The organism is Cerasicoccus sp. TK19100 (assembly GCF_027257155.1).
GTDB classification, from domain to species: Bacteria; Verrucomicrobiota; Verrucomicrobiia; order Opitutales; family Cerasicoccaceae; genus Cerasicoccus; species Cerasicoccus fimbriatus.
The window spans coordinates 468,352-486,244 of record NZ_JAPWDU010000003.1; the positions used below are offsets into that span (position 1 = coordinate 468,352).

The 17,893-nt window shown below is 54.8% G+C and carries 17 protein-coding genes; 9 read left to right on the forward strand and 8 right to left on the reverse strand.

The window, feature by feature from the left end:
* The first annotated feature begins 256 nt into the window (after positions 1–256).
* On the forward strand, positions 257–652 hold the full coding sequence (locus O3S85_RS08580; protein ID WP_269539616.1) for a VOC family protein: 396 nt from the start codon (positions 257–259) through the stop codon (positions 650–652).
* A gap of 18 nt (positions 653–670) precedes the next feature.
* Positions 671–1,630 carry a hypothetical protein gene (locus O3S85_RS08585; RefSeq protein WP_269539619.1) on the forward strand — a complete coding sequence of 320 codons (960 nt, stop codon included), beginning with the start codon at positions 671–673 and terminating at the stop codon, positions 1,628–1,630.
* 6 nt (positions 1,631–1,636) lie between these two features.
* Here the strand turns inward: O3S85_RS08585 and O3S85_RS08590 are convergent, their stop codons facing one another.
* Positions 1,637–2,011: a hypothetical protein gene (locus O3S85_RS08590; protein ID WP_269539621.1), complete on the reverse strand. Its 375-nt coding sequence runs from the start codon at positions 2,009–2,011 to the stop codon at positions 1,637–1,639.
* A 171-nt stretch (positions 2,012–2,182) separates the two neighbouring features.
* Here O3S85_RS08590 and obgE point away from each other — a divergent pair, with 171 nt between their 5' ends.
* Positions 2,183–3,190 carry a GTPase ObgE gene (gene obgE, locus O3S85_RS08595; RefSeq protein ID WP_269539623.1) on the forward strand — a complete coding sequence of 336 codons (1,008 nt, stop codon included), beginning with the start codon at positions 2,183–2,185 and terminating at the stop codon, positions 3,188–3,190.
* Positions 3,191–3,281: 91 nt separating this feature from the next.
* Here the strand turns inward: obgE and O3S85_RS08600 are convergent, their stop codons facing one another.
* On the reverse strand, positions 3,282–4,925 hold the full coding sequence (locus tag O3S85_RS08600; RefSeq protein WP_269539625.1) for a tetratricopeptide repeat protein: 1,644 nt from the start codon (positions 4,923–4,925) through the stop codon (positions 3,282–3,284).
* Positions 4,926–5,206: 281 nt separating this feature from the next.
* On the opposite strand from O3S85_RS08600, the gene O3S85_RS08605 reads away from it, so the two are divergent.
* The 3 genes from O3S85_RS08605 (at position 5,207) to O3S85_RS08615 (ending at position 9,566) form a co-directional block, all read left to right on the forward strand.
* On the forward strand, positions 5,207–6,502 hold the full coding sequence (locus O3S85_RS08605) for a porin family protein (protein WP_269539627.1): 1,296 nt from the start codon (positions 5,207–5,209) through the stop codon (positions 6,500–6,502).
* Positions 6,503–6,596: 94 nt separating this feature from the next.
* Positions 6,597–7,202, forward strand: a complete 606-nt coding sequence (locus tag O3S85_RS08610; protein ID WP_269539629.1) for a polysaccharide biosynthesis/export family protein — start codon at positions 6,597–6,599, stop codon at positions 7,200–7,202.
* A 45-nt stretch (positions 7,203–7,247) separates the two neighbouring features.
* Entirely contained in the window at positions 7,248–9,566 is a 2,319-nt protein-coding gene (locus tag O3S85_RS08615; RefSeq protein WP_269539630.1) for a GumC family protein, read from the forward strand.
* Positions 9,567–9,580: 14 nt separating this feature from the next.
* On the opposite strand, the gene O3S85_RS08620 is transcribed toward O3S85_RS08615, so the two are convergent.
* Together O3S85_RS08620 and rpsR are read right to left on the reverse strand one after the other, a co-directional pair.
* Complete coding sequence (locus O3S85_RS08620) at positions 9,581–10,573, reverse strand: L-threonylcarbamoyladenylate synthase (RefSeq protein ID WP_269539631.1); 993 nt, start codon at positions 10,571–10,573, stop codon at positions 9,581–9,583.
* A 56-nt stretch (positions 10,574–10,629) separates the two neighbouring features.
* Positions 10,630–10,821, reverse strand: coding sequence for a 30S ribosomal protein S18 (gene rpsR / locus O3S85_RS08625; protein ID WP_309397377.1), 192 nt, complete (start codon positions 10,819–10,821; stop codon positions 10,630–10,632).
* Between the two features lie 235 nt (positions 10,822–11,056).
* Between rpsR and O3S85_RS08630 the strand changes: the two genes are divergently transcribed.
* Positions 11,057–12,001: a hypothetical protein gene (locus tag O3S85_RS08630; protein ID WP_269539633.1), complete on the forward strand. Its 945-nt coding sequence runs from the start codon at positions 11,057–11,059 to the stop codon at positions 11,999–12,001.
* Here O3S85_RS08630 and O3S85_RS08635 read toward each other — a convergent pair.
* The 4 genes from O3S85_RS08635 to alaS all read right to left on the reverse strand — a co-directional run bounded on the left by O3S85_RS08635 (position 11,998) and on the right by alaS (position 16,117).
* Complete coding sequence (locus O3S85_RS08635) at positions 11,998–12,264, reverse strand: YhbY family RNA-binding protein (RefSeq protein ID WP_269539635.1); 267 nt, start codon at positions 12,262–12,264, stop codon at positions 11,998–12,000. The genes O3S85_RS08630 and O3S85_RS08635 overlap by 4 nt on opposite strands.
* Before the next feature lie 110 nt (positions 12,265–12,374).
* Positions 12,375–12,782: a hypothetical protein gene (locus tag O3S85_RS08640; RefSeq protein WP_269539636.1), complete on the reverse strand. Its 408-nt coding sequence runs from the start codon at positions 12,780–12,782 to the stop codon at positions 12,375–12,377.
* A gap of 104 nt (positions 12,783–12,886) precedes the next feature.
* Positions 12,887–13,291 carry a hypothetical protein gene (locus O3S85_RS08645; RefSeq protein WP_269539638.1) on the reverse strand — a complete coding sequence of 135 codons (405 nt, stop codon included), beginning with the start codon at positions 13,289–13,291 and terminating at the stop codon, positions 12,887–12,889.
* Between the two features lie 9 nt (positions 13,292–13,300).
* Positions 13,301–16,117 carry an alanine--tRNA ligase gene (gene alaS / locus O3S85_RS08650; protein ID WP_343218944.1) on the reverse strand — a complete coding sequence of 939 codons (2,817 nt, stop codon included), beginning with the start codon at positions 16,115–16,117 and terminating at the stop codon, positions 13,301–13,303.
* Between the two features lie 267 nt (positions 16,118–16,384).
* On the opposite strand from alaS, the gene O3S85_RS08655 reads away from it, so the two are divergent.
* Both O3S85_RS08655 and O3S85_RS08660 read left to right on the forward strand, forming a co-directional pair.
* The gene (locus tag O3S85_RS08655; RefSeq protein WP_269539642.1) at positions 16,385–17,137 is read left to right on the forward strand and encodes a helix-turn-helix transcriptional regulator; all 753 of its coding nucleotides are present in this window, start codon (positions 16,385–16,387) and stop codon (positions 17,135–17,137) included.
* A gap of 69 nt (positions 17,138–17,206) precedes the next feature.
* Positions 17,207–17,833: a PEP-CTERM sorting domain-containing protein gene (locus O3S85_RS08660; RefSeq protein WP_269539643.1), complete on the forward strand. Its 627-nt coding sequence runs from the start codon at positions 17,207–17,209 to the stop codon at positions 17,831–17,833.
* The last annotated feature ends 60 nt before the right edge of the window (positions 17,834–17,893 follow it).

Here is a 17,893-nt window from a genome sequence, read left to right on the forward strand (position 1 = left end):
TAGGGCTCGCGCTTGCGCGATGCCGCAATAGGTGGCTATGCGGGGGAGGCTTGAGCGGATGCGGCATCGCGCAAGCGCGAGCCCTACATTCCAACGACCTTTACCATCAGCATGGGGTGCGGCGCGAGACGCGCCTGCGCTACCTTTGGCCAGATGGATTATAGGCGAACACAGAGGTTCGCGTTCCATTGGGCGTTCCGCCACGCCGGTGCCATTCAATCTTGCCAATCATGGCATTGCCCAAACGCTGGTTGGAATGAAGCCGCCAACGCACATTATCGAGACCTGTCTTTACGCGGAAGATGTCGAAGCTGCCGAGCGATTTTACTCCGACGTGATGGGGCTGGAGTTGTTTAGCAAAGCCGAGGGCAAGTTTGTCTTCTATAAGATGGCTGAGGCAATGCTGCTGATCTTTGACCCCGACGCCAGTGACGGCTCTCAGCACAAGCTGCCCGACCACGGTGCGAAGGGCCCGGGCCATGTCTGCTTTCGAGTGGATGAGGCTGAGTTCCCGGCTTGGCGCGAGCACTTGGCCAGCCACGGCGTGGCGATCGAGTCCGAGCATGTCTGGCCCAGTGGTGTGAGGTCGCTCTATTTTCGCGACCCGGCGGGCAACAGTCTGGAGCTGGCCCCATGGAAGCTGTGGGCCTAGCAGGGGCGTGTTACTTTAATGTCACTGGAAAATTTTGTTATCGCCTCCTCCAGTGTGAATTATCAATTTATGTTTAACGTGAAGACCATTCTTCTGTATTCTGTTCTCATTCTTTTTCTGGCCGCCCATTCCTTTGGGGCGGAGTCGGTTTTCTTAAAAGGTGCCAATGGCCGTATCGTAGAGTTTGCCGGTGTGCGTTCCGCCGGTCCGCAGGGGTTAATACTGCTGATGCAGGCCGATGGCGACGAGATGCTCGTTGGGTGGGACAAGATTGACCTCGAGGACTTGAAAAAACACGACAAGATTTACAGTGCCTACCAGAATGCGCAAAGCGGCCGCAAAACCACGCTGAATCTTGGCGTTTACGAAGGGGCGATGTCGCAGGACCAGTTCTTGCGGAACTTGAAAGCCATGCTTCTTAAGGAAGATGCTTACAAAGCACCGCGCATGACTGATATCGAGTTTGATCGAGATCTATTCAACTATGAGAATCGTCCTGGGGATTACGTAAAGGCCCAGCGCAAGACTGAAAAGATTTATCTGGAATACAGGTTGTTGATGGAGGAGTTCTTTGGGGTCAAAGAAGATCAGCTTAAAACTCGTATAACCACAATACCTTATGGCGATGAGACCTACCGTGTCATTGACTTTTCATCCCTGGCAGACCGCAGTAAAGTGAATGTAAGCCGTTTGAGTGTGATCAAATATTTTGCGGACTCAGGTCATGAATCCTATCATGACGCCATAGACTGGTTTACTGGCAATGATCTGGAGTTTCAGGGGATCGTCCGGGAGTTGAGGGATCAACAAAAGGTCGTCAATCAGCAACTGTTGGCCAGCGACAATGTAAAGCTTCGCTATTCCTATTTGCTGGGGCAGTTGCAGAAGCACTTCACCAATCTTGGTGATTCCTCCACCATGGAAAAGTCTTTGCCGACAGATATGCGTGCATTTCTCGAAGAAATGCAGCTCAGGTGAGTGATTTTAGCGTGACCGCTTCCGCGCCGCCTTGCGCTTGCGGGGTGGCGGGTGGACGCCAAAGCGCGGATCTCCCTGACGAATTGCTTCGATAATGGCCTCGGCGACCGGCTCGAAGTCATCGTGTTCCTCGGGCAGATAAAGCCATTTGGGCAGGATGGCGTGAGGTGCCAGCGGTGGGAAATCCGCGATGATGGCCTCGTGCTGCTCGCGGTCCACCGTGACCAGTAGGCCGCGCCAGGGCTCCTCCCGGGCGGAGAGCACGCAGACCATTTTGCCATTCAGGTAGCATCCCACCGCGCCAAACATCGGCTTGCGCACAAAGGAGGGGTCATCGGCGATGGGCTCAATCAGCCAGTCGTAGGGATGCGGTTTCGGCATGAGGGGGAGAATAAAGTGAGCCAATGAAAAATGAAAGATCAGGTTTGGCATTCGATTCGCCGCGTTGGGCGCAAATCGTTACCCGCTTGAATTTGCCCACTGTAATATTTAATCTACACCGGCTATCGCCGTGATTGACTTGTGATCCCGCAAGCAGCGTAATAGCTCCCCATGTTCGTCGACGAAGTCACAGTAAAACTCAAGGCGGGAGATGGCGGCAACGGCTGCCTGAGCTTCCGGCGGGAGAAGTATGAGCCCATGGGTGGCCCCAACGGGGGTAACGGCGGACGCGGGGGTAACGTCGTGCTCGTGGGGGATGAGAACACCGCGGATTTGGTCGACTACAAATTCATGCCGCACGCCAAGGCGCAAAATGGCGAGCCGGGCCGTGGCTCGGATCAACACGGAGCCTGGGGTGATGACAAGCGCTTGCGCTTGCCACTGGGCACACAGGTGTTCGATGTGGTCAGCGGCTTGATGGTCTGCGAGCTCCTTGAGCACGAGCAGGAGGTGACGTTGCTCAACGGTGGCCGGGGTGGCCTGGGCAATCTGGTCTTCAAATCCTCGGTTAACCAGGCACCGCGCAAAATTACGCCCGGTAAGCCCGGAGAGGAAGGCGAATACCGTTTTGTGCTCAAGACTATCGCCGATTGCGGGTTGGTGGGATTCCCTAATGCCGGCAAGTCGTCGATCATGGGCATCATGACCAAAAATCAGCCCAAGGTCGGTCATTATGCCTTTACCACGATCAATCCGAGCGTTGGCGTGGTGCTTTATCCTGATACCTACGAACGACTTACAATTGCCGATATCCCCGGGCTGATTGAGGGCGCTCATGAAAACCGTGGCCTGGGCCACCGTTTTCTGCGGCACGTTGAGCGATGCCGAATCCTGCTTTTCATGCTGGATATGTCGGGTGAGGAGGGGCGCGATCCGCTGGATGACTACGCTCAGCTGTGCCACGAACTGGAGCTGTATGAAGAGGAGCTCGCGGAACGCGACCGTATCTTGATCGCTAACAAGATGGACGAAGAAACTTCGGCAGAGAATTTAAAACGTCTGCGCGCTGCCTACCCGGATTTGAAAATTTGCCCAATTTCCTGCCTGAGCGAAGAAGGCATTCCGGAACTGCGCGAGGCGCTCTACGATGCGGTTATCCGCAGTGCCGCCACGGAGTAAGCCGCAGCTTGGTCGCTTGCTGAGCCTGTTTGGGGCAGGGCTGTGCTCACATGGCCGCCCTGTGTGGGCTTTGCGCACTTAGTGCCTGAAGCTAGCCAGCCTGCTCGGTCGGATTGAGCACGCCGTTGAGCTCGATGAGGAGATTTTCCCGGTCTGGCGTGAAGATGAAGCGGTCGCTACCCAGCTTTTCGTAGGCCTGCTGGAGAATGTCGGCCGACGGGCGGCGCATTTGGAGCAGCTTTTTAAGGTAGTTCCCGAGTTCGGCGGCGTTGCCGGTTTTGATCTCGATTTCGATCAGGTTGGACAGCGCAGCTTGGTTCTTGGGATTGTTCTCGTAGGCCTGCTTGAGCACGCGACGGGAAAATTCATCGCCTCCCAGCTGGGAGAAGCGGCGGGAAACCGCCATGAGCGATTCGGCGCGCAGGTTGGGCTCCTGCAAGAACTGGTCGACATAGATTTCAGCCAGGTTCATGTTGCCGACGCCGTAGTAAGCCACGGAGCGAAGGCTGTTGAAAATTGGCAGGTTGCTTTCCAGCCAGTCTGGGCGCTCCTTGGCGAGCTCTTCGCTAAAGCTGATGGCACCTTCGAAATCACCCGCAGTGATGTGAGACTCGATCAGCAGGAGTGCGAAGGGCGCGATGGGGAAGTCATTTTCGAGCGCTTGCTCGTAGATGCGGCGGGCGAGGTCGATTTGGCCTTCGTCGGTGGCGTAATTGGCCAATTTGAGCATGGCCTTCTCATCGTTGCGGAATTGGCGCAGGATGGCGTCGGCCTCGGCTTGGGCGCGTTCATCCTGGTCGGTCAGGCTGAGCGTGTAAAGCAGGTCGACGCGGGGCGAGACGGCCAACGGGGCATCGATGTTGCGCAAAACGGCATACTGGCGGGCTTTTTCATACTCCTCCAGGTCGCGATAATACTGGCTAAGCTGCGCGTAGAGTGGCTCGTTGGTCTTGTATTTGCCGATGCTGTTTTCCAGCTTGTCGATGGCAGTGCGCTGGGCACCGCGTTCCCAGGAAATCTTTGCGGAGAGCAGCAGGCCTTCCAAGCCGGTTTCCAGCTCATACTCTTTCACGAAGTCTTCGGCCTCATCAAAATTGCCCCGATAGAGGTGAGCGGTAGCTGCTGCAGTGGAGAGCAGTGTGGTCACGTCTTCGTTGTTGGTGTCGGCGAGAATCTCCTCGGAAAGGCTAATGACTTCCTCGTCCTCCTGCTGGCTGATCAGTAGCTGAACGTAGCGCTTGAGGTAAGCCGGGTTATCATGGGCGTAGGGCACGCCTTCACGTAAGAGGTCGAGCGCGCGGTCGATATCGCGCAGATTGGGGATGTAGAGGAAGTATTCGCTAACCAGGAGGCGACCCTCGAGGTTGGTGGGGGATCGCTGCACGCCCTCGCGCAGGAATTTAAAGGCATCACGGTAATTGCCCTCTTCGAGCATCTCCTTGGCCATTTCAATCTGGTAGTCGCCGACTTTGGCGCGGTGTTCATCCATGTGAAGCCAGATGGTAAACATGTCCGCGTATTGCACGTCTTCGAATTTTTGCACTTTCTTAAAGAACACAAACAACGCGGTCGCTAAGCCAATATAGCCCACGATGGCCAAGCCCGCAAAGACGCCAAGTATGCGCCCCCAGCGAAAATGAATATGCCAACGGCCACTGGGCCCCCGCTTCCGGACCGCGAAGCCAAGCAAAACGCTTCTTTGCTGGTTTTGAGACGATGGGGAGGCCTTTTTCATGGGTTTGAAATTTACACGCCGACCACTGGGGTCAATCTAAAATGGAAGCCGGGAATAAGTATTCACTTAACTGCATGTGATTGTTTTCCCCTTACGTAGAGCGGGCGTTAACGTGATTGTCACATTTGGAAAGAGTTGATGGGGAAAAATTTGGAATTTTTAGATTCTAGGCCGTTCTTGGGCTTGATTTTTATAATTCTTTTGCCCACAGTAGCAATCAACGCCTTTACCAGACGAAGTAAACCTATCTTCGGAAATCATCCAGCTACACAGATATAAATATGAAATCCTTTACCCAAAAATCTCTAATTGCTGCTTCGATTCTCGGTGCCGGCGCAGCTCTTAATGCTGCCCCTCTCGTATCGATCGGCGACTCCGTTGACATTTTCTTCAACGGTAGCACCAATGTTCAATGGCGATCCAACCTTTTCTACGCTGACGGTATCGAGGGCACGACCCCTCCCACAGCCTTGGCTCCCGCCGGTGTCACTATCAATCGCCCTAAGGAATCTGCTTTCGTCTTCTACGTATCGCCGGGTTTGGAAATCCAGATTGGCCGTAACAGTAATGCCAACGTTACCATCTATTTCCGTGAGGACTTCTTGTTCTACTCGAAGTATAGCAGCCAACTGAATACGGAACTGGCGAACCTCTACGTCGATGGCGTTTACGACTGGGGCAACCTGAGCACCTCTGCTGGCTTCTCCTTCGTCCAGTCACAGCAGAACACGCCAACCACTTCCGGCGGCGTTTTTCAAGCAGATCTGGTTGAAACTAACAACTACAATGCCTACATCGATGCTGACTACGACATCTCTCCGAAGGCATGGTTGAGTGGAGGCTTTAACTGGACTCGTAGGGACTATACCAACAATCAGAATTTTGGTAACCGCTACTCGGACGTTGATTACTATCAAGCTCCGATCACTTTCTTCTGGCGTGTCACACCGAAGCTCAGCGTTGGTCCTAGTTTCCGTTATCGCTACACCGATCCGAGCAGCACGCCGACCACTATCCCTGCTGATTACAATGATTATTTCTTCAACGTTGCAGTCAAGGGTGAGGTTATGCCCAAGCTGAATGTTGGGCTTAACGTTGGTTACCAGCTCCGCGATCCCAATCGTGATCGCATCAATCGGGTTACCAACACGGCGATCTCTCAGGACACCCGCGGTCAGTTCAGCATCATTGGTGATGTCGAATACGAAATCACTCCGAAACTACTTGGTTACGCCTCGCTTTACAATGAGTTTGGCGTCGGTGCAGAGGGTCAAACCACCACGGACCTCGGCGGTGACATCGGTGCGATCTATCAATTCAACAGCTACATTTCTGCAGTCGCAGAATTCGGAATGGAAAACTCGGAGTATCAAAATTCCAATGGTCGTGAAGATCTCACCACCACTGCTGACTTCTCCATCAATTATACACCCAATGCATATTGGCAGCTGAGCGCAGGTTACTATTACATCAACAACAACTCTGATGGTAACTTCAACCCGATCATAGGCTCAGACAATACGGGTGCTAGCTTTAATTCTCATACGGTGAATTTACAGGCGACCTTCCGCTATTAAGGGAGGCATTCTCAAAGTTCATTTGAACAATTCCGGGAAAGGAAGGTCTATTGAAGTGCCTTCCTTTCCTCTTTTTACCAAACCAGTTTTCACCATGAACCGTTTTACCTGTCTTTGTTTTTTGGCTATAACATGCTTTTTCGCGACCTTTGCTCAGGCACAAAACACTGCTGAAGCGAAGAACCGCGGGCTCATTGGTTCGAATTACACGTTGCAGCCGTTGGATATCGTCCAGATGACGGTTTACAAAGAGCCGGAGTTAGAGCAGCAGGTTCGTGTTAGTCAGGAAGGCACAGTGATATTACCCTTGGTCGGAGAAGTGCAGGTGGGCGGTATGACCATTACCAATGCAACTCGATTGATCACTGATTTGTACAATCGAGATTATTTGGTGAATCCTCAGGTGACTCTTCTTCTCATATCCTACACCGAGCGCCGAGCTTATGTGCATGGACAAGTGAACCGACCCGGTCCGGTCATTATTCCACCTGAAGAAACAATGACGCTTTCACAGGTCATTAGTGCCGCAGGTAGCACTACACGTCTAGCCAGTGACACCATTCGCGTTACAAGGACAGAATCTAACGGTAAGAAGACCGTTTATGAACTGGAGTTCGATGAGATTCTGGAAGATCCAGACGCCAAAGATATCATTATTATGGATGGCGATTCTATTTATGTGCCAGAGCGCATCATCTAGTTAGCGTTTATCAGTTAACTAATTTATCACTCACTACTTTTGAATATGAGCGACGACGATAAGCGTAACGTTTCAAATGAGTCTGCCGGAAGTTACGGCGGTTATCAGGGGTATGGTTCCTATGGAAACTACGGCGGTGGCTACTATTATGGTTATGGCTATAATTACGGTGGCTACGGCGGTAATGAACAAGGTCCTTCGCGTTCGATCAAAGATTATCTGGTTATTCTGCGTGAGCGTATCTGGTATCTTGTTGTCACGTTTTTTATTATTTTTACCGCTACGTTGCTCTATACGTTCAACGTAACAGAGGAATATGTGTCGACCGCCACTATCCAAGTGTTGCGCGATGATCCAAAGATTCTTCAAGATGACATGGATGTCTTGGATAACTCAATTCGTGGGATTGAAGACTTTCAGACTCAAGTTAGCATTTTGCAGAGTGGCTCGCTAATTAGTGCGGTAGCAGATCGCATTAAGGATGAAGATCGTGCGATCTTCATGGCACCTTACAAGGACCAGTTTAGCCTTTCGGGACCGCTATCACTAGAAGAGGTTCTAGCAAAAAACTTGTCTATAAGTCCGTTACGCATGACGTGGATTGTTGCAGTCTCATACATGCACCCGGATGCATCCATGGCTGCGAAGGTAGCTAATTACTTTGCGGATGAATACATAAATTATAATGTTAAACTTAACATTGAAACCTCGATGCGTGCGGTGGAAGATTTGCGCAATCGGGCAGAGCATCAACGACAAAAAGTCGAGGAGATACGTGAGGAGATCAATGAGTATCGTAAAAGGTTTAAACGGCTAGGATTTTCTCCTGAGGAAAATGCTGGGTTTGAAGCCCAGGAGTTGCTTTCTCTCAAAGCTGCAGTGATCGAAGATCAGCGAATGCTTTCAATGGCTGAGCGTCATTGGACATTGGTTCAAGAGTATCAGGAATCTGGCAGACCATTATGGGACATTCCTTTTATTTCTGACATGCCGAGAATATCGGAACTCCTTTCCCAGCAATCACAACAGAACATCACGGTTGCCTCATTGAAGAAGCGTTACCGCGATAAGCACCCTAGCATGATAGAGGCTGTGCGCGCTGTGGAAGAGACCACGAAGGAATTGGATAAGGCTGTGGCCTCGGCGATTGAGAAAACGCGCATTTCTTATGAACAGGCCAAGAAGCAATTTGAAACAGCTAGCAATCGCTTGGCGGAAAAAGAGCTGGATATGATGGATCTTGGCGAAATCGCTGTGAAATACAACTCGATGACTGATGAGCTCGAAGTTAATAACTCGCTTTACCAAGCGATGATGGCCCGCTACCAAACCGAAATGGCGCAAGTGGCTTTGGTTACTGCTAATGCCCGCATTATCGATAAGGCTGCACCCTCCAGTAAGCCGGCCAAGCCCAAAATCTTTCTCAATCTGGTGATCGGGGTTTTCGGGGGCATCGTCTGCGGTGCTAGCCTCGTGTTCCTCATCGCAATCCTGGACGACCGGATTAAGAGCGCCTACGACATTGAGAACGCCGTTGGACTGCCGTTGATTGGCATTATTCCTCGCATCAAGCGCCTAAACTCTCCGGAAAAAGCACAAGCCGTGGCCTCCAATGCTGAGCGTCGGGTCACTGAGGCATTCCGGGCTATTCACTCAGCGCTGAAGTTGAATGAGGCCAGTAAGAAGGCGAAGATTATTCTAACCACTTCGACTTCACCGTCCGAAGGTAAGTCCTTTGTGTCGACGAACTTGGCCATCACATTTGCGATCCATGGTGAGCGCACGCTGATTTTGGATGGTGACTTGCGCATGCCGAATGTGGCCAAGTCGATGAATCTTGAGGATCGCACGGATGGCGTCGTGAAATATTTTGCCGGTGAGTGCTCACTGGATGACGCGATCATCACGGAGCTTTATCCCAACCTTGACGTATTACCTGCCGGCACCAAGGCAAAGAATCCCACGCAGATTCTTAACAGCCCGGACTTCGAGGCCCTGCTTGCCACTTTGAGTGAGCGTTATGACCGTATCTTCATCGATACGCCGCCGATCGCGGTGGTCAGTGACGTGCTTACGGTTCTGCCATTCGCTGACGGCATCATTTACGTCATCAAGTTTAATGCGGTTAAGCGCAAGACTGCCAAGTCGAACCTGCGCCGCATCATTGAGTCCAACACTCCAGTCTTTGGCGCGATCCTTAACCAGATCAGTGTCAACGTGGCCTCTTACTATTACGCCAATTATTACGACAAGTCGTATGCTGGCTATTATGGCCATGATGAAGACGGTGATTCGTTGGACGTGCCGATCAAGCGAACCAGCAAGGCGCGATCTGAGGACGGGCAAGCGCTTCCCCGCAGTTAATTCTGCGGCGGGGCTTAGCGTTTGCTGGCGCGGCCTAGTCGATCCCGGATCGCGTTAGCGATTCCGGGGCCGGGCGGAGGCTGCTCGCAATGAATCGCCTGAATACCTTCGAGTGCATCCAAGGTGCGCAATAGGCTAAAGAGATTTTTGGCAACTTCAGGCAGTTCGCCGGATTCACTTAGCCAGTAGTCATGCTTACCGTCGGAAAATGGCGGGCGCTTAAGGTAAATACGAGCTTCTACCTCACTCACGCTCGGCAATTGGCCGGCGGGATGAAGCAGTAGACGCGTCGTCGGGCTGTAGTGCCGCTCCAACATGCCAGGGGCCAGGCTGCTATCGCTGGTTGGGGCAGGGAGCGATACTTCAACGCCGAGCACGGATTCAATCATCTCTTTGCCGATCGGTCCTGGGCGGAGTAGGATGGGTCTTTCTGGTTCGCGTAAATCGACAATGGTTGATTCTAGGCCACTTTCGCAAGGGCCACCATCGAGAATATGCGGGCAGCGTTCATTCAGTGAATCACGAACGTGTTGAGCGGTGGTCGGGCTGATGTAGCCAAAGGGATTTGCGCTTGGCGCGGCGAGGTATAATTTACTGGCCTCCAAGAGCTTGCGCATGATGGGGTGCGCCGGGCGGCGGATGGCTACGCTGTCGCGATTGGCGGTGACCAAGTCGTGTACGCGCTCATGCTTGGGCAATACCAAAGTCAATGGACCAGGCCAGAACGCTTCATCTAGGCGTCGGGCGGCGGTCAGTTGAGACTCATTGAGCTGTGTCAGGTCGTGCAGCTGGTCGAAATCGTGGAGGTGCACGATCAGCGGATCAATGAATGGCCGGCTCTTAATGGCGAAAATTTGGCGAACGGCAGCCTCATTCATGGCATCTCCCGCCAGGCCATATACGGTTTCGGTAGGTACGGCGACGCAATGGCCGGACTGTAGTAGCTGGGCCGCTTGCTGGATCCCGGCCTCGCTGCCGGAGATGAATGCTGGGAGGGCTGCGTCCATAAAAAAAGCGCCATATGGCGCTTTTCGAGGGTTTCGGGTTTTCTAGGCCGACACGCTTACTTCATCAGAAGCATGTTGCGCGCGCGCTTGATGGCCTTGGTGACGCGGCGCTGCTGAAGGGCGGTGAGTCCAGTAATACGACGTGGAAGAATCTTACCCGTGTCAGTGACATAACGGGAAAGTTGTTCGACATCATTGAAATCGAAATCCAGCGGCGTGCGGCTTTGCTTTTTTGCTTCTTCGCTCATGGTGATAAATTGGAAAACGTCCCAGCAAAGCGTTTTCAATAGGCATTGCAAGGAAAAATTTAAACTCCCTTTGCTTAACTTTAGGCACTAATCACTAGCTTAAAATAAGCTCCCTTCAAATGTGGAAGCTTTACTCCTTTCATTTAATCTCGCTAACATGCGTAATTGCTAGTCAATTCGTGCAACCACCATGGTGCTACCTGAGCCATCGAGTTAATATTCAACGATAACGACGATGATGAAACTACTGTCTAAATCTAACCACGTATTATTGGGTAAATTAATCAGCGCATTGCCGCTGTTGGTTGTGGTGGCACCGTTGCACGGTGTGGTCTACTCTTATTCGCTGAATACATCGGGTGCGGGTTGGCTCGATCAGCATAGCTTGCCGGTTATTGGAGACGAGGCCTGCGTGCCCACTTCAGCGACAAACGCCATGACCTACCTGCAAAGCGTGGCACCCGGTTATTTGGGGACTTCGCTGACGGGAAGTAGTTACACGGATTGGACCAACGCCGCGCTAACGGTGGCTGGCCCTAATTATTTAAACACTTCGGCGAGTGACGGCACCGACCTTGATTATCTTCCGCAAGCGATAGATAAGTATATTCGCCAGGACAATGGCTTCACTGGTGTGCAATTGAGCGGCGTGTTGCCATCTGATATCTGGGTAGACTCACCATTTACGAAACCCAGCTACATTACCGATGGGGTGCCGTTGGCTAGCTACTTTCTAGACGCTATCATGAATGGCGCGGCAACGATGTTTTCCATTCAATACACGGATGCGCAAGGTGGTGGCGGCCATGAGCTTTTCGCGACAGGCATCGATTGGAATGACGCCAACAACGACGGCATCGCTCAGGAGTCCGAGAGTGCGATGCTTCACTTTATCGATCCACTGGATCCGGCATTATATGATGGCAGCGGTTCTCCCTCTTCCGGCCCGAGGATCACCAGTGGCAGCTTTCACTATGACGAAACGGATGAGGTGCTGCGATTCTCCTACTCCCAGTATACGGGCGGGCTTCCCTATGATGGCAGCGAATATGGTGATGTGATCGATAGCTACATCGTTGGTGCCTTCACCATGCAGGTGCCGGAACCGAGCGATTACGCGATCATCGCTGGCGCGCTTGCTTTGGCCGGCGCGATGATTCGCCGCCGAATGCAGGCTTAGTCGGCCTTGGGCCGGTAAAATGCCGCGGTCTTGCCGACACTGCCCACGCACTCGCTGTCCGTGCGTTGCTCGATATCCGCGATGGCGGTCTTGATGCCCTCGCGGTCGAGGACGAACTTCACCTTCACCAGCTCGTCGCGCTTGAGCAGTTGATCCAGCTCGGCGATAAGGGTGTCGGTCAGGCCCTGCTTGCCGACATGGACGCCGGCAGCCAGTCGTTGGGCGACGCCACGGAGGTGTTTCTTTTCTGCGGAATTGAGCATGTTTGTGTGAGTATAAAACAGGAAGATCGGGCTTTCGACAAGCTCAGGCCTCGGAAGAACGGGCAGCCGACGCAATGTTATTCTCCGAAGTGGACTTGGCTTACCCGAATTTAGGGCTGTTCATTAAACGGGGGAAGCAGCTTCTTAGCCCTTGGGAAGATATAGATGCCCCAATAGCCGGAGAGCAGGCAGCAACAGGCTCCGAACAGCACAAATAGCCGGATGTCCCCCAAGGCGATCGCCAAGCCGGCATAGACGATGACGAGCGCGAGAACTGGCCGAAAGATTCCCGGGTGCCCGGCATTGAGTAGCGCTCGCCGACGTTTACTTTCTTGGTAGTTGATGTCCTCATCCCCGTTTAGGCCCAGGGTAGAGTAAGTGACGACGGCGGGCACCGACGCTAACGCGCAAAGGATAAAGAGCGCCGCCACCTGACCCATCGTCGAGATCGCCGGAAGCAGGGCGATCAGGGTGATGCACAAACCCAGGACTAAGCAGAAGTAACCGTATGCTTTCATTGCGCGTTAAACTGGTTGTGCGCGATTATGCCAGCAACGGATGCTTAGTCGCGAGAAAGAAATGGGCATGGGTTAAGGCAAATGCTTAGCGGGCTCCAGCAGCGCTATTTTTTAAATGCCTGTTCTTCGAAATGGGCGACAGCGTCGGCCTCGGTTTCAAAATATTCATGCTGTGCGATATTCAAGACTTGCCGAATATGAGGGCTCACGGGGGAGCATACTGCGGCGTCACCTCCCTTGTTGTTAAGGTGTTTTGTTAGAGCACGAATCAAGACTGGGCCATTATCAGTATAAATTTTCAGGCCGCAGAGGTCGGCAATGATCCAATCGAACTCCCAGGCCTTTCGTATTAGGTATTGTTCGACGTGACCGGTTTCGTTCTCTTCAAATCCCCAAAATTCGCCGTGTAATTTGATTCGCAGGTACGCTAATCCTCTAGGCGATTCAGATGGATATTCTTCCACACCCAAGTAGCAGCGGGTGTTGTCTTTGATGCGGAAGATTTCCATCAGGTTGCTTTACGCCACCACTTCCTTCAGCGCGCCGTCGAGGGCTGAGGCGTCGGAGCCGCCGCCCATGGCGAAGTCGGGCTTGCCGCCGCCTTTGCCGCCAAGCTTGGCTGTCAGGTCGCGGATGATGTCACCCGCCTTGTGGCCGGCTGCGATGGCTTCGGGGGAGCAGAGCGCGAGCACCGTCACCTTGGGGCCGAAGACGCCGCCAAGGATCACTACGCTCGGGCCGAGCTTTTTCTGGAGGTCCACGCCGAGGCCGCGCATGTCGTTCGGGTTTGCTACGGAGACCTTGCCAGCGAGCCACTTCAGGCCGTCCTTTTCCACGGCGGTGTCGATCAGGTTGCCGCCTTGGGCTGCGGCCTGTTTCTGCTCCATGGCGCGGAGCTGCTTCTCCAGATCCTTGTTCTGGTTGAGCAGTTTTTCGAGGCGCTCCTCGATCTCGGCCGGTTTGCAGGAAAGCTTGTTGGCCATGTGGTGGAGCTCGGCAAAGTTCTGCGTGGCCAGCTCGAAGGCGGACTCACCGCAGACGGCCTCAATGCGGCGCGTGCCAGCGGCGATGGCCGACTCGTGCTTGATCTTGAACAGGCCCAACTCACCGGTGGCGCGCACGTGGGCACCGCCGCAAAGTTCCTTGGAGTAGCCGCCGATGTCGACCACGCGGACCACGGAGCCATACTTCTCGCCGAAGACCGCGACGACGTCGTCGGGCTTGTCGGAGAAGGGCACCTCGAACCAGTTGACGCCGGCGTTGGCGATGATCTGCTCATTGACCATGCGCTCGATCTGGGCGAGCTCGTCCGGCGTGATTGCGGCGTGGTGGCGGAAGTCGAAGCGCAGGTGGTCGGGCGCGACAAGCGAGCCCGCCTGCTGCACATGGTCGCCCAGCGTTTCGCGCAGGGCCCAGTTGAGCATGTGCGTGGCGCTGTGGTGGCGCTGAATCTTGCGGCGGCGGGCAACGTCCACATCCATGGTGACGTGGCTGCCGACCTTCTCCTCATAATTGCCCTTGGCGACTTGATGTAGGTGGTGGCCAACGCCGTCGGTGATGGTGTCGGTCACGGCGACCTTGGTGCCATCGGCAAAGGTAATGGTGCCGGTGTCGCCCTTTTGACCGCCCATCTCGGCGTAGAACGGGCTCTGCGCGGTGACGAGGAAGTCTGAGTCGTCGCCGCTGAAGGTGCCGACCAGCTCGGTGGTGAAGCCGGTCAGGTCATTCAGGTCAAAGCCGGCAAACTGCGTGCTGTGGAGCTTTTCGTCCTGGTCGACGACGCTGACGATGGTCTTGACCTGGGCCTTGCGCGCGCGATCGCGCTGCTTTTCCATCTCGGCCTCGAAGCCGACAAGGTCGATCACGAGGTTACGCTCGCGGGCGAGTAGCTCGGTCAGGTCGAGCGGGAAACCGTAGGTGTCGTAAAGCTCGAACGCCTCGGTGCCGTAGATGACGCCGTTGGACGGGCCTTCGTAGAGGCGCTTGATCTCGGCAAGGTCGCTGTGGCCGTAGCGTTCGGCGTAAATGGCGTCCACATCACCGTCTTCCCCGGCTTCTTTTTGGATGTCGGCAATGATGCCCTCGAAGTGTTCGAGATCGCGGACCAGGGCGCGGTCGTTGATGCGGTCAAAGAGCTGGAGGCCGCGGTCGATGGTGCGGTCGAAGGATTTTTCCTCACCGGCGATGACCTCGCGAATGACGTCGCGGCGTTTCTCCAGTTCGGGGAAGAAGGGGCCCATCTTGTCGACGAGCGGGTCGACGAGCTTGGTGAAGAAGCCGGGCTTGAGGTCCAGACGGCGTCCAAACATCACCGCGCGGCGCAGGATGCGGCGCAGTGTGTAGTTGCGGTCGGCGTTGCCGGGCAGAATGCCATCGGCGATCGAGAAGCTGAGCGTGCGGATGTGGTCGGCGAGCACGCGGAAGATGACGTCGTTCATCTCCTCGCCGGACAGGTCGTCACGGTTCTCCGGCATGGTGTAGCCGTAGCTGCGGCCGCTCATGTTGGAGATGTGCTTAAAGATGTCCAGGAACAGGTCGCTGTTGTAGTTGCTCGGCGGCTGCGAGTAGTCCGTAAAATTCTTGGTCGTGGCGATGATCCCGGCCACGCGCTCAAAGCCCATGCCGGTGTCGACGTGGCGCTGCTTCAGCGTCTTAAAGGAACCGTCGGCCTCGGCGTTGAACTGGATGAAGACGAGGTTCCAGATCTCGATGCAGTAGGGGCTGTCGGCGTTGACGAGCTTGCCCTGCGTGTCGCCGGCGGGCGTCAGGTCGATGTGGAGCTCCGAGCAGGGGCCGCAGGGGCCGGTGTCGCCCATCATCCAGAAGTTGTCCTTCTTGTTGCCGTTGAGGATGTGGACCTTGGGATCGAGGCCTTCCTTTTCGAAAATGGCGGCCCAGTGGTCGTAGGCTTCCTGGTCGAACTCGGCCGGATCGCCCTCGCCGGGCTGGTAAACGGTCGCGTAAAGGCGCTCCTTGGGCAGGCCCCAGACGTCGGTCAGCAGCTCCCAGGCCCAGGCGATGGCTTCGGCCTTGAAGTAGTCGTTAAACGACCAGTTGCCAAGCATCTCAAAGAAGGTGTGGTGGTAGGTGTCGAAGCCGACGTCCTCCAGGTCGTTGTGCTTACCACCGGCGCGGATGCACTTCTGGGTGTCGGCCGCGCGTGGCCAGGGGGCCGCTTGTTCGCCCAGGAAGTAGGGCACGAACTGGTTCATGCCCGCATTGGTGAACTGCAGGTTCGGGCTGCTCGGCATAAGCGATGCCGAGGGCACGATCTGGTGCTCCTTCGATTTGAAGAAATCGAGGAACGACTGGCGGAGTGCGGCGCTGTCCATCATCTGACTCATGGGAAAAGCGGAGACAATGTCAGGCGTTGGCGCGTGATTAAAGTCTAAAGATTGGGTGATTGTCGGGGGGTGTATCTGGAAATTAAGCCGAATGGCGGCAGGCTAGGGAGAGTGGCGGACTACGGGGTTGACCCTGGGTGCGACAGAATTATCAATATAAGTAGTTTACCCACCCCCTGATTCGCCATTTCCCTCACGCACGAACAAGTCTCCCAATTCTGCCGAGCTTCGGAAGCACTGCTGAAGCCGGACCTCGGCTTGGCCAATTATCCGGAGCGCGCCTATGCATTCATCGAGCAGTTGGCACCCTGCGAGTTTGTGGCGTTTGGCTCGCTGGATTTGGTCAATGGCAACCTGGAGATTGGTGCGAGTCGCGATGTGCCGGGATTTGCTGGAGCCATGGAAAACTTCGGCCAGTTGATGACCCAGTATGAGCTCTACAGCTGGGACCCAAGCATTAATGATGGGCAGCCCTTTACGCGCAGTGATTATTTTTCCCGTCGGCAGTTTCGGGACACGGACATCTACGCGGAGGTTTACCAGCCGCTGGGCATTGATGACCATTGTGCGGTGCACGTGAGTGGGACCGATAGCGAAGTCGCCTTTTTCGGCATCGAGCGTCACCGTGGGCCGGACTACTCGGACGACGAGCGTGATCTGCTGCAAATGGCGCAATCCATCCTCGGCAGTGCGCGCAACCTCGCCCGGGCGCGGGATCGCCAATCGGCCAGCGAGGCCAACCCGGCCGCCCTTTGCCGTGCGGGGCTTAGCCCCCGGGAGGCCGATGTGCTGGCACTCGTAGCCGATGGTAAAACAAACGACGAGATCGGGTTGATACTCGGGATTCAGTCGTCGACGGTTAAAGATTACCTCAAGCAGACTTTCCTCAAATCCGGCTGCCCCAACCGACTGGCCGCTACGATGTGGGCCCTGCGGATCACGCAGATAGACGCCTCCCGTCGGCAACGGGTGCTGCTGCCCAATGTCACGGTGCCGGTGGCCGGCCTGTAGCCCCTAGGCCAATCAGCCCCCTCCAAAAGTGGGATACCTCTACATTGCCTTATCGGGTAAGCTGGGAGCATGTTTAATGCTGCTCATCATCACCGCTACTCGGGCTTTGCCCAGGGCGTTCTCCTCCGGATATTTGTTTTGGTCGGTTTGCAGGCGACGGTATCTATCGCGGATGCGGCGGTCGTTATTAACGCCGCGGAAGTTGGCGGTGACGTAGTCTTCACGGGCTCGGGGACACTGGATACGACGGGCCTGACCAAAGACATCACCGGCGGCTATGCGAGTATCCTCGTACCTGCACAAGGTATCTTTGTCTCTACTACCGGGACCATGGATTTCTATTTCATCAATGGTCCGTTGGTGGCGTTTGGCTCGAGCCTTGGCACTGCCGCTAGCTCGCAGACGGGGGATTCCTTAGGGGTGCTCAATTCTGGGGGCCAAAACTACTTCTTAGTGCCGACGGGATATGGCGGCAGCGCACTGGCATTCTCTTCCACTTATAGTGGGCAGAATATGACCAGCCTTGGCCTGACCCCGGGCACTTACCAATGGACGCTCCCCAGTGACACCGTCACCTTAAACGTGGGCGCGGCCGTGGTGCCCGAGCCGACAACCTACATTGCGATGGCAGGCTTTGCGGGACTGGGTGTCTTCGTTTGGCGTCGCCGTAGCGCCAGGTCGAAGAAGGCGCAATAAACTTTGGCTACTACATACCTCCCCGCGGGGCGTCCTCCTTTGGTCGGGAGGGCGCCTCTT

Coding starts and splice junctions, on each gene's coding strand:
- O3S85_RS08615 (WP_269539630.1), top strand. CDS start 7,248: ATGAGCGACGACGATAAGCGTAACGTTTCAAATGAGTCTGCCGGAAGT.
- obgE (WP_269539623.1), top strand. CDS start 2,183: ATGTTCGTCGACGAAGTCACAGTAAAACTCAAGGCGGGAGATGGCGGC.
- alaS (WP_343218944.1), bottom strand. CDS start 16,117: ATGATGGACAGCGCCGCACTCCGCCAGTCGTTCCTCGATTTCTTCAAA.
- O3S85_RS08630 (WP_269539633.1), top strand. CDS start 11,057: ATGATGAAACTACTGTCTAAATCTAACCACGTATTATTGGGTAAATTA.
- O3S85_RS08605 (WP_269539627.1), top strand. CDS start 5,207: ATGAAATCCTTTACCCAAAAATCTCTAATTGCTGCTTCGATTCTCGGT.
- O3S85_RS08620 (WP_269539631.1), bottom strand. CDS start 10,573: ATGGACGCAGCCCTCCCAGCATTCATCTCCGGCAGCGAGGCCGGGATC.
- O3S85_RS08635 (WP_269539635.1), bottom strand. CDS start 12,264: ATGCTCAATTCCGCAGAAAAGAAACACCTCCGTGGCGTCGCCCAACGA.
- O3S85_RS08610 (WP_269539629.1), top strand. CDS start 6,597: ATGAACCGTTTTACCTGTCTTTGTTTTTTGGCTATAACATGCTTTTTC.
- O3S85_RS08600 (WP_269539625.1), bottom strand. CDS start 4,925: ATGAAAAAGGCCTCCCCATCGTCTCAAAACCAGCAAAGAAGCGTTTTG.
- O3S85_RS08645 (WP_269539638.1), bottom strand. CDS start 13,291: ATGGAAATCTTCCGCATCAAAGACAACACCCGCTGCTACTTGGGTGTG.
- O3S85_RS08590 (WP_269539621.1), bottom strand. CDS start 2,011: ATGCCGAAACCGCATCCCTACGACTGGCTGATTGAGCCCATCGCCGAT.
- O3S85_RS08660 (WP_269539643.1), top strand. CDS start 17,207: ATGTTTAATGCTGCTCATCATCACCGCTACTCGGGCTTTGCCCAGGGC.
- O3S85_RS08580 (WP_269539616.1), top strand. CDS start 257: ATGAAGCCGCCAACGCACATTATCGAGACCTGTCTTTACGCGGAAGAT.
- O3S85_RS08585 (WP_269539619.1), top strand. CDS start 671: ATGTCACTGGAAAATTTTGTTATCGCCTCCTCCAGTGTGAATTATCAA.
- rpsR (WP_309397377.1), bottom strand. CDS start 10,821: ATGAGCGAAGAAGCAAAAAAGCAAAGCCGCACGCCGCTGGATTTCGAT.
- O3S85_RS08640 (WP_269539636.1), bottom strand. CDS start 12,782: ATGAAAGCATACGGTTACTTCTGCTTAGTCCTGGGTTTGTGCATCACC.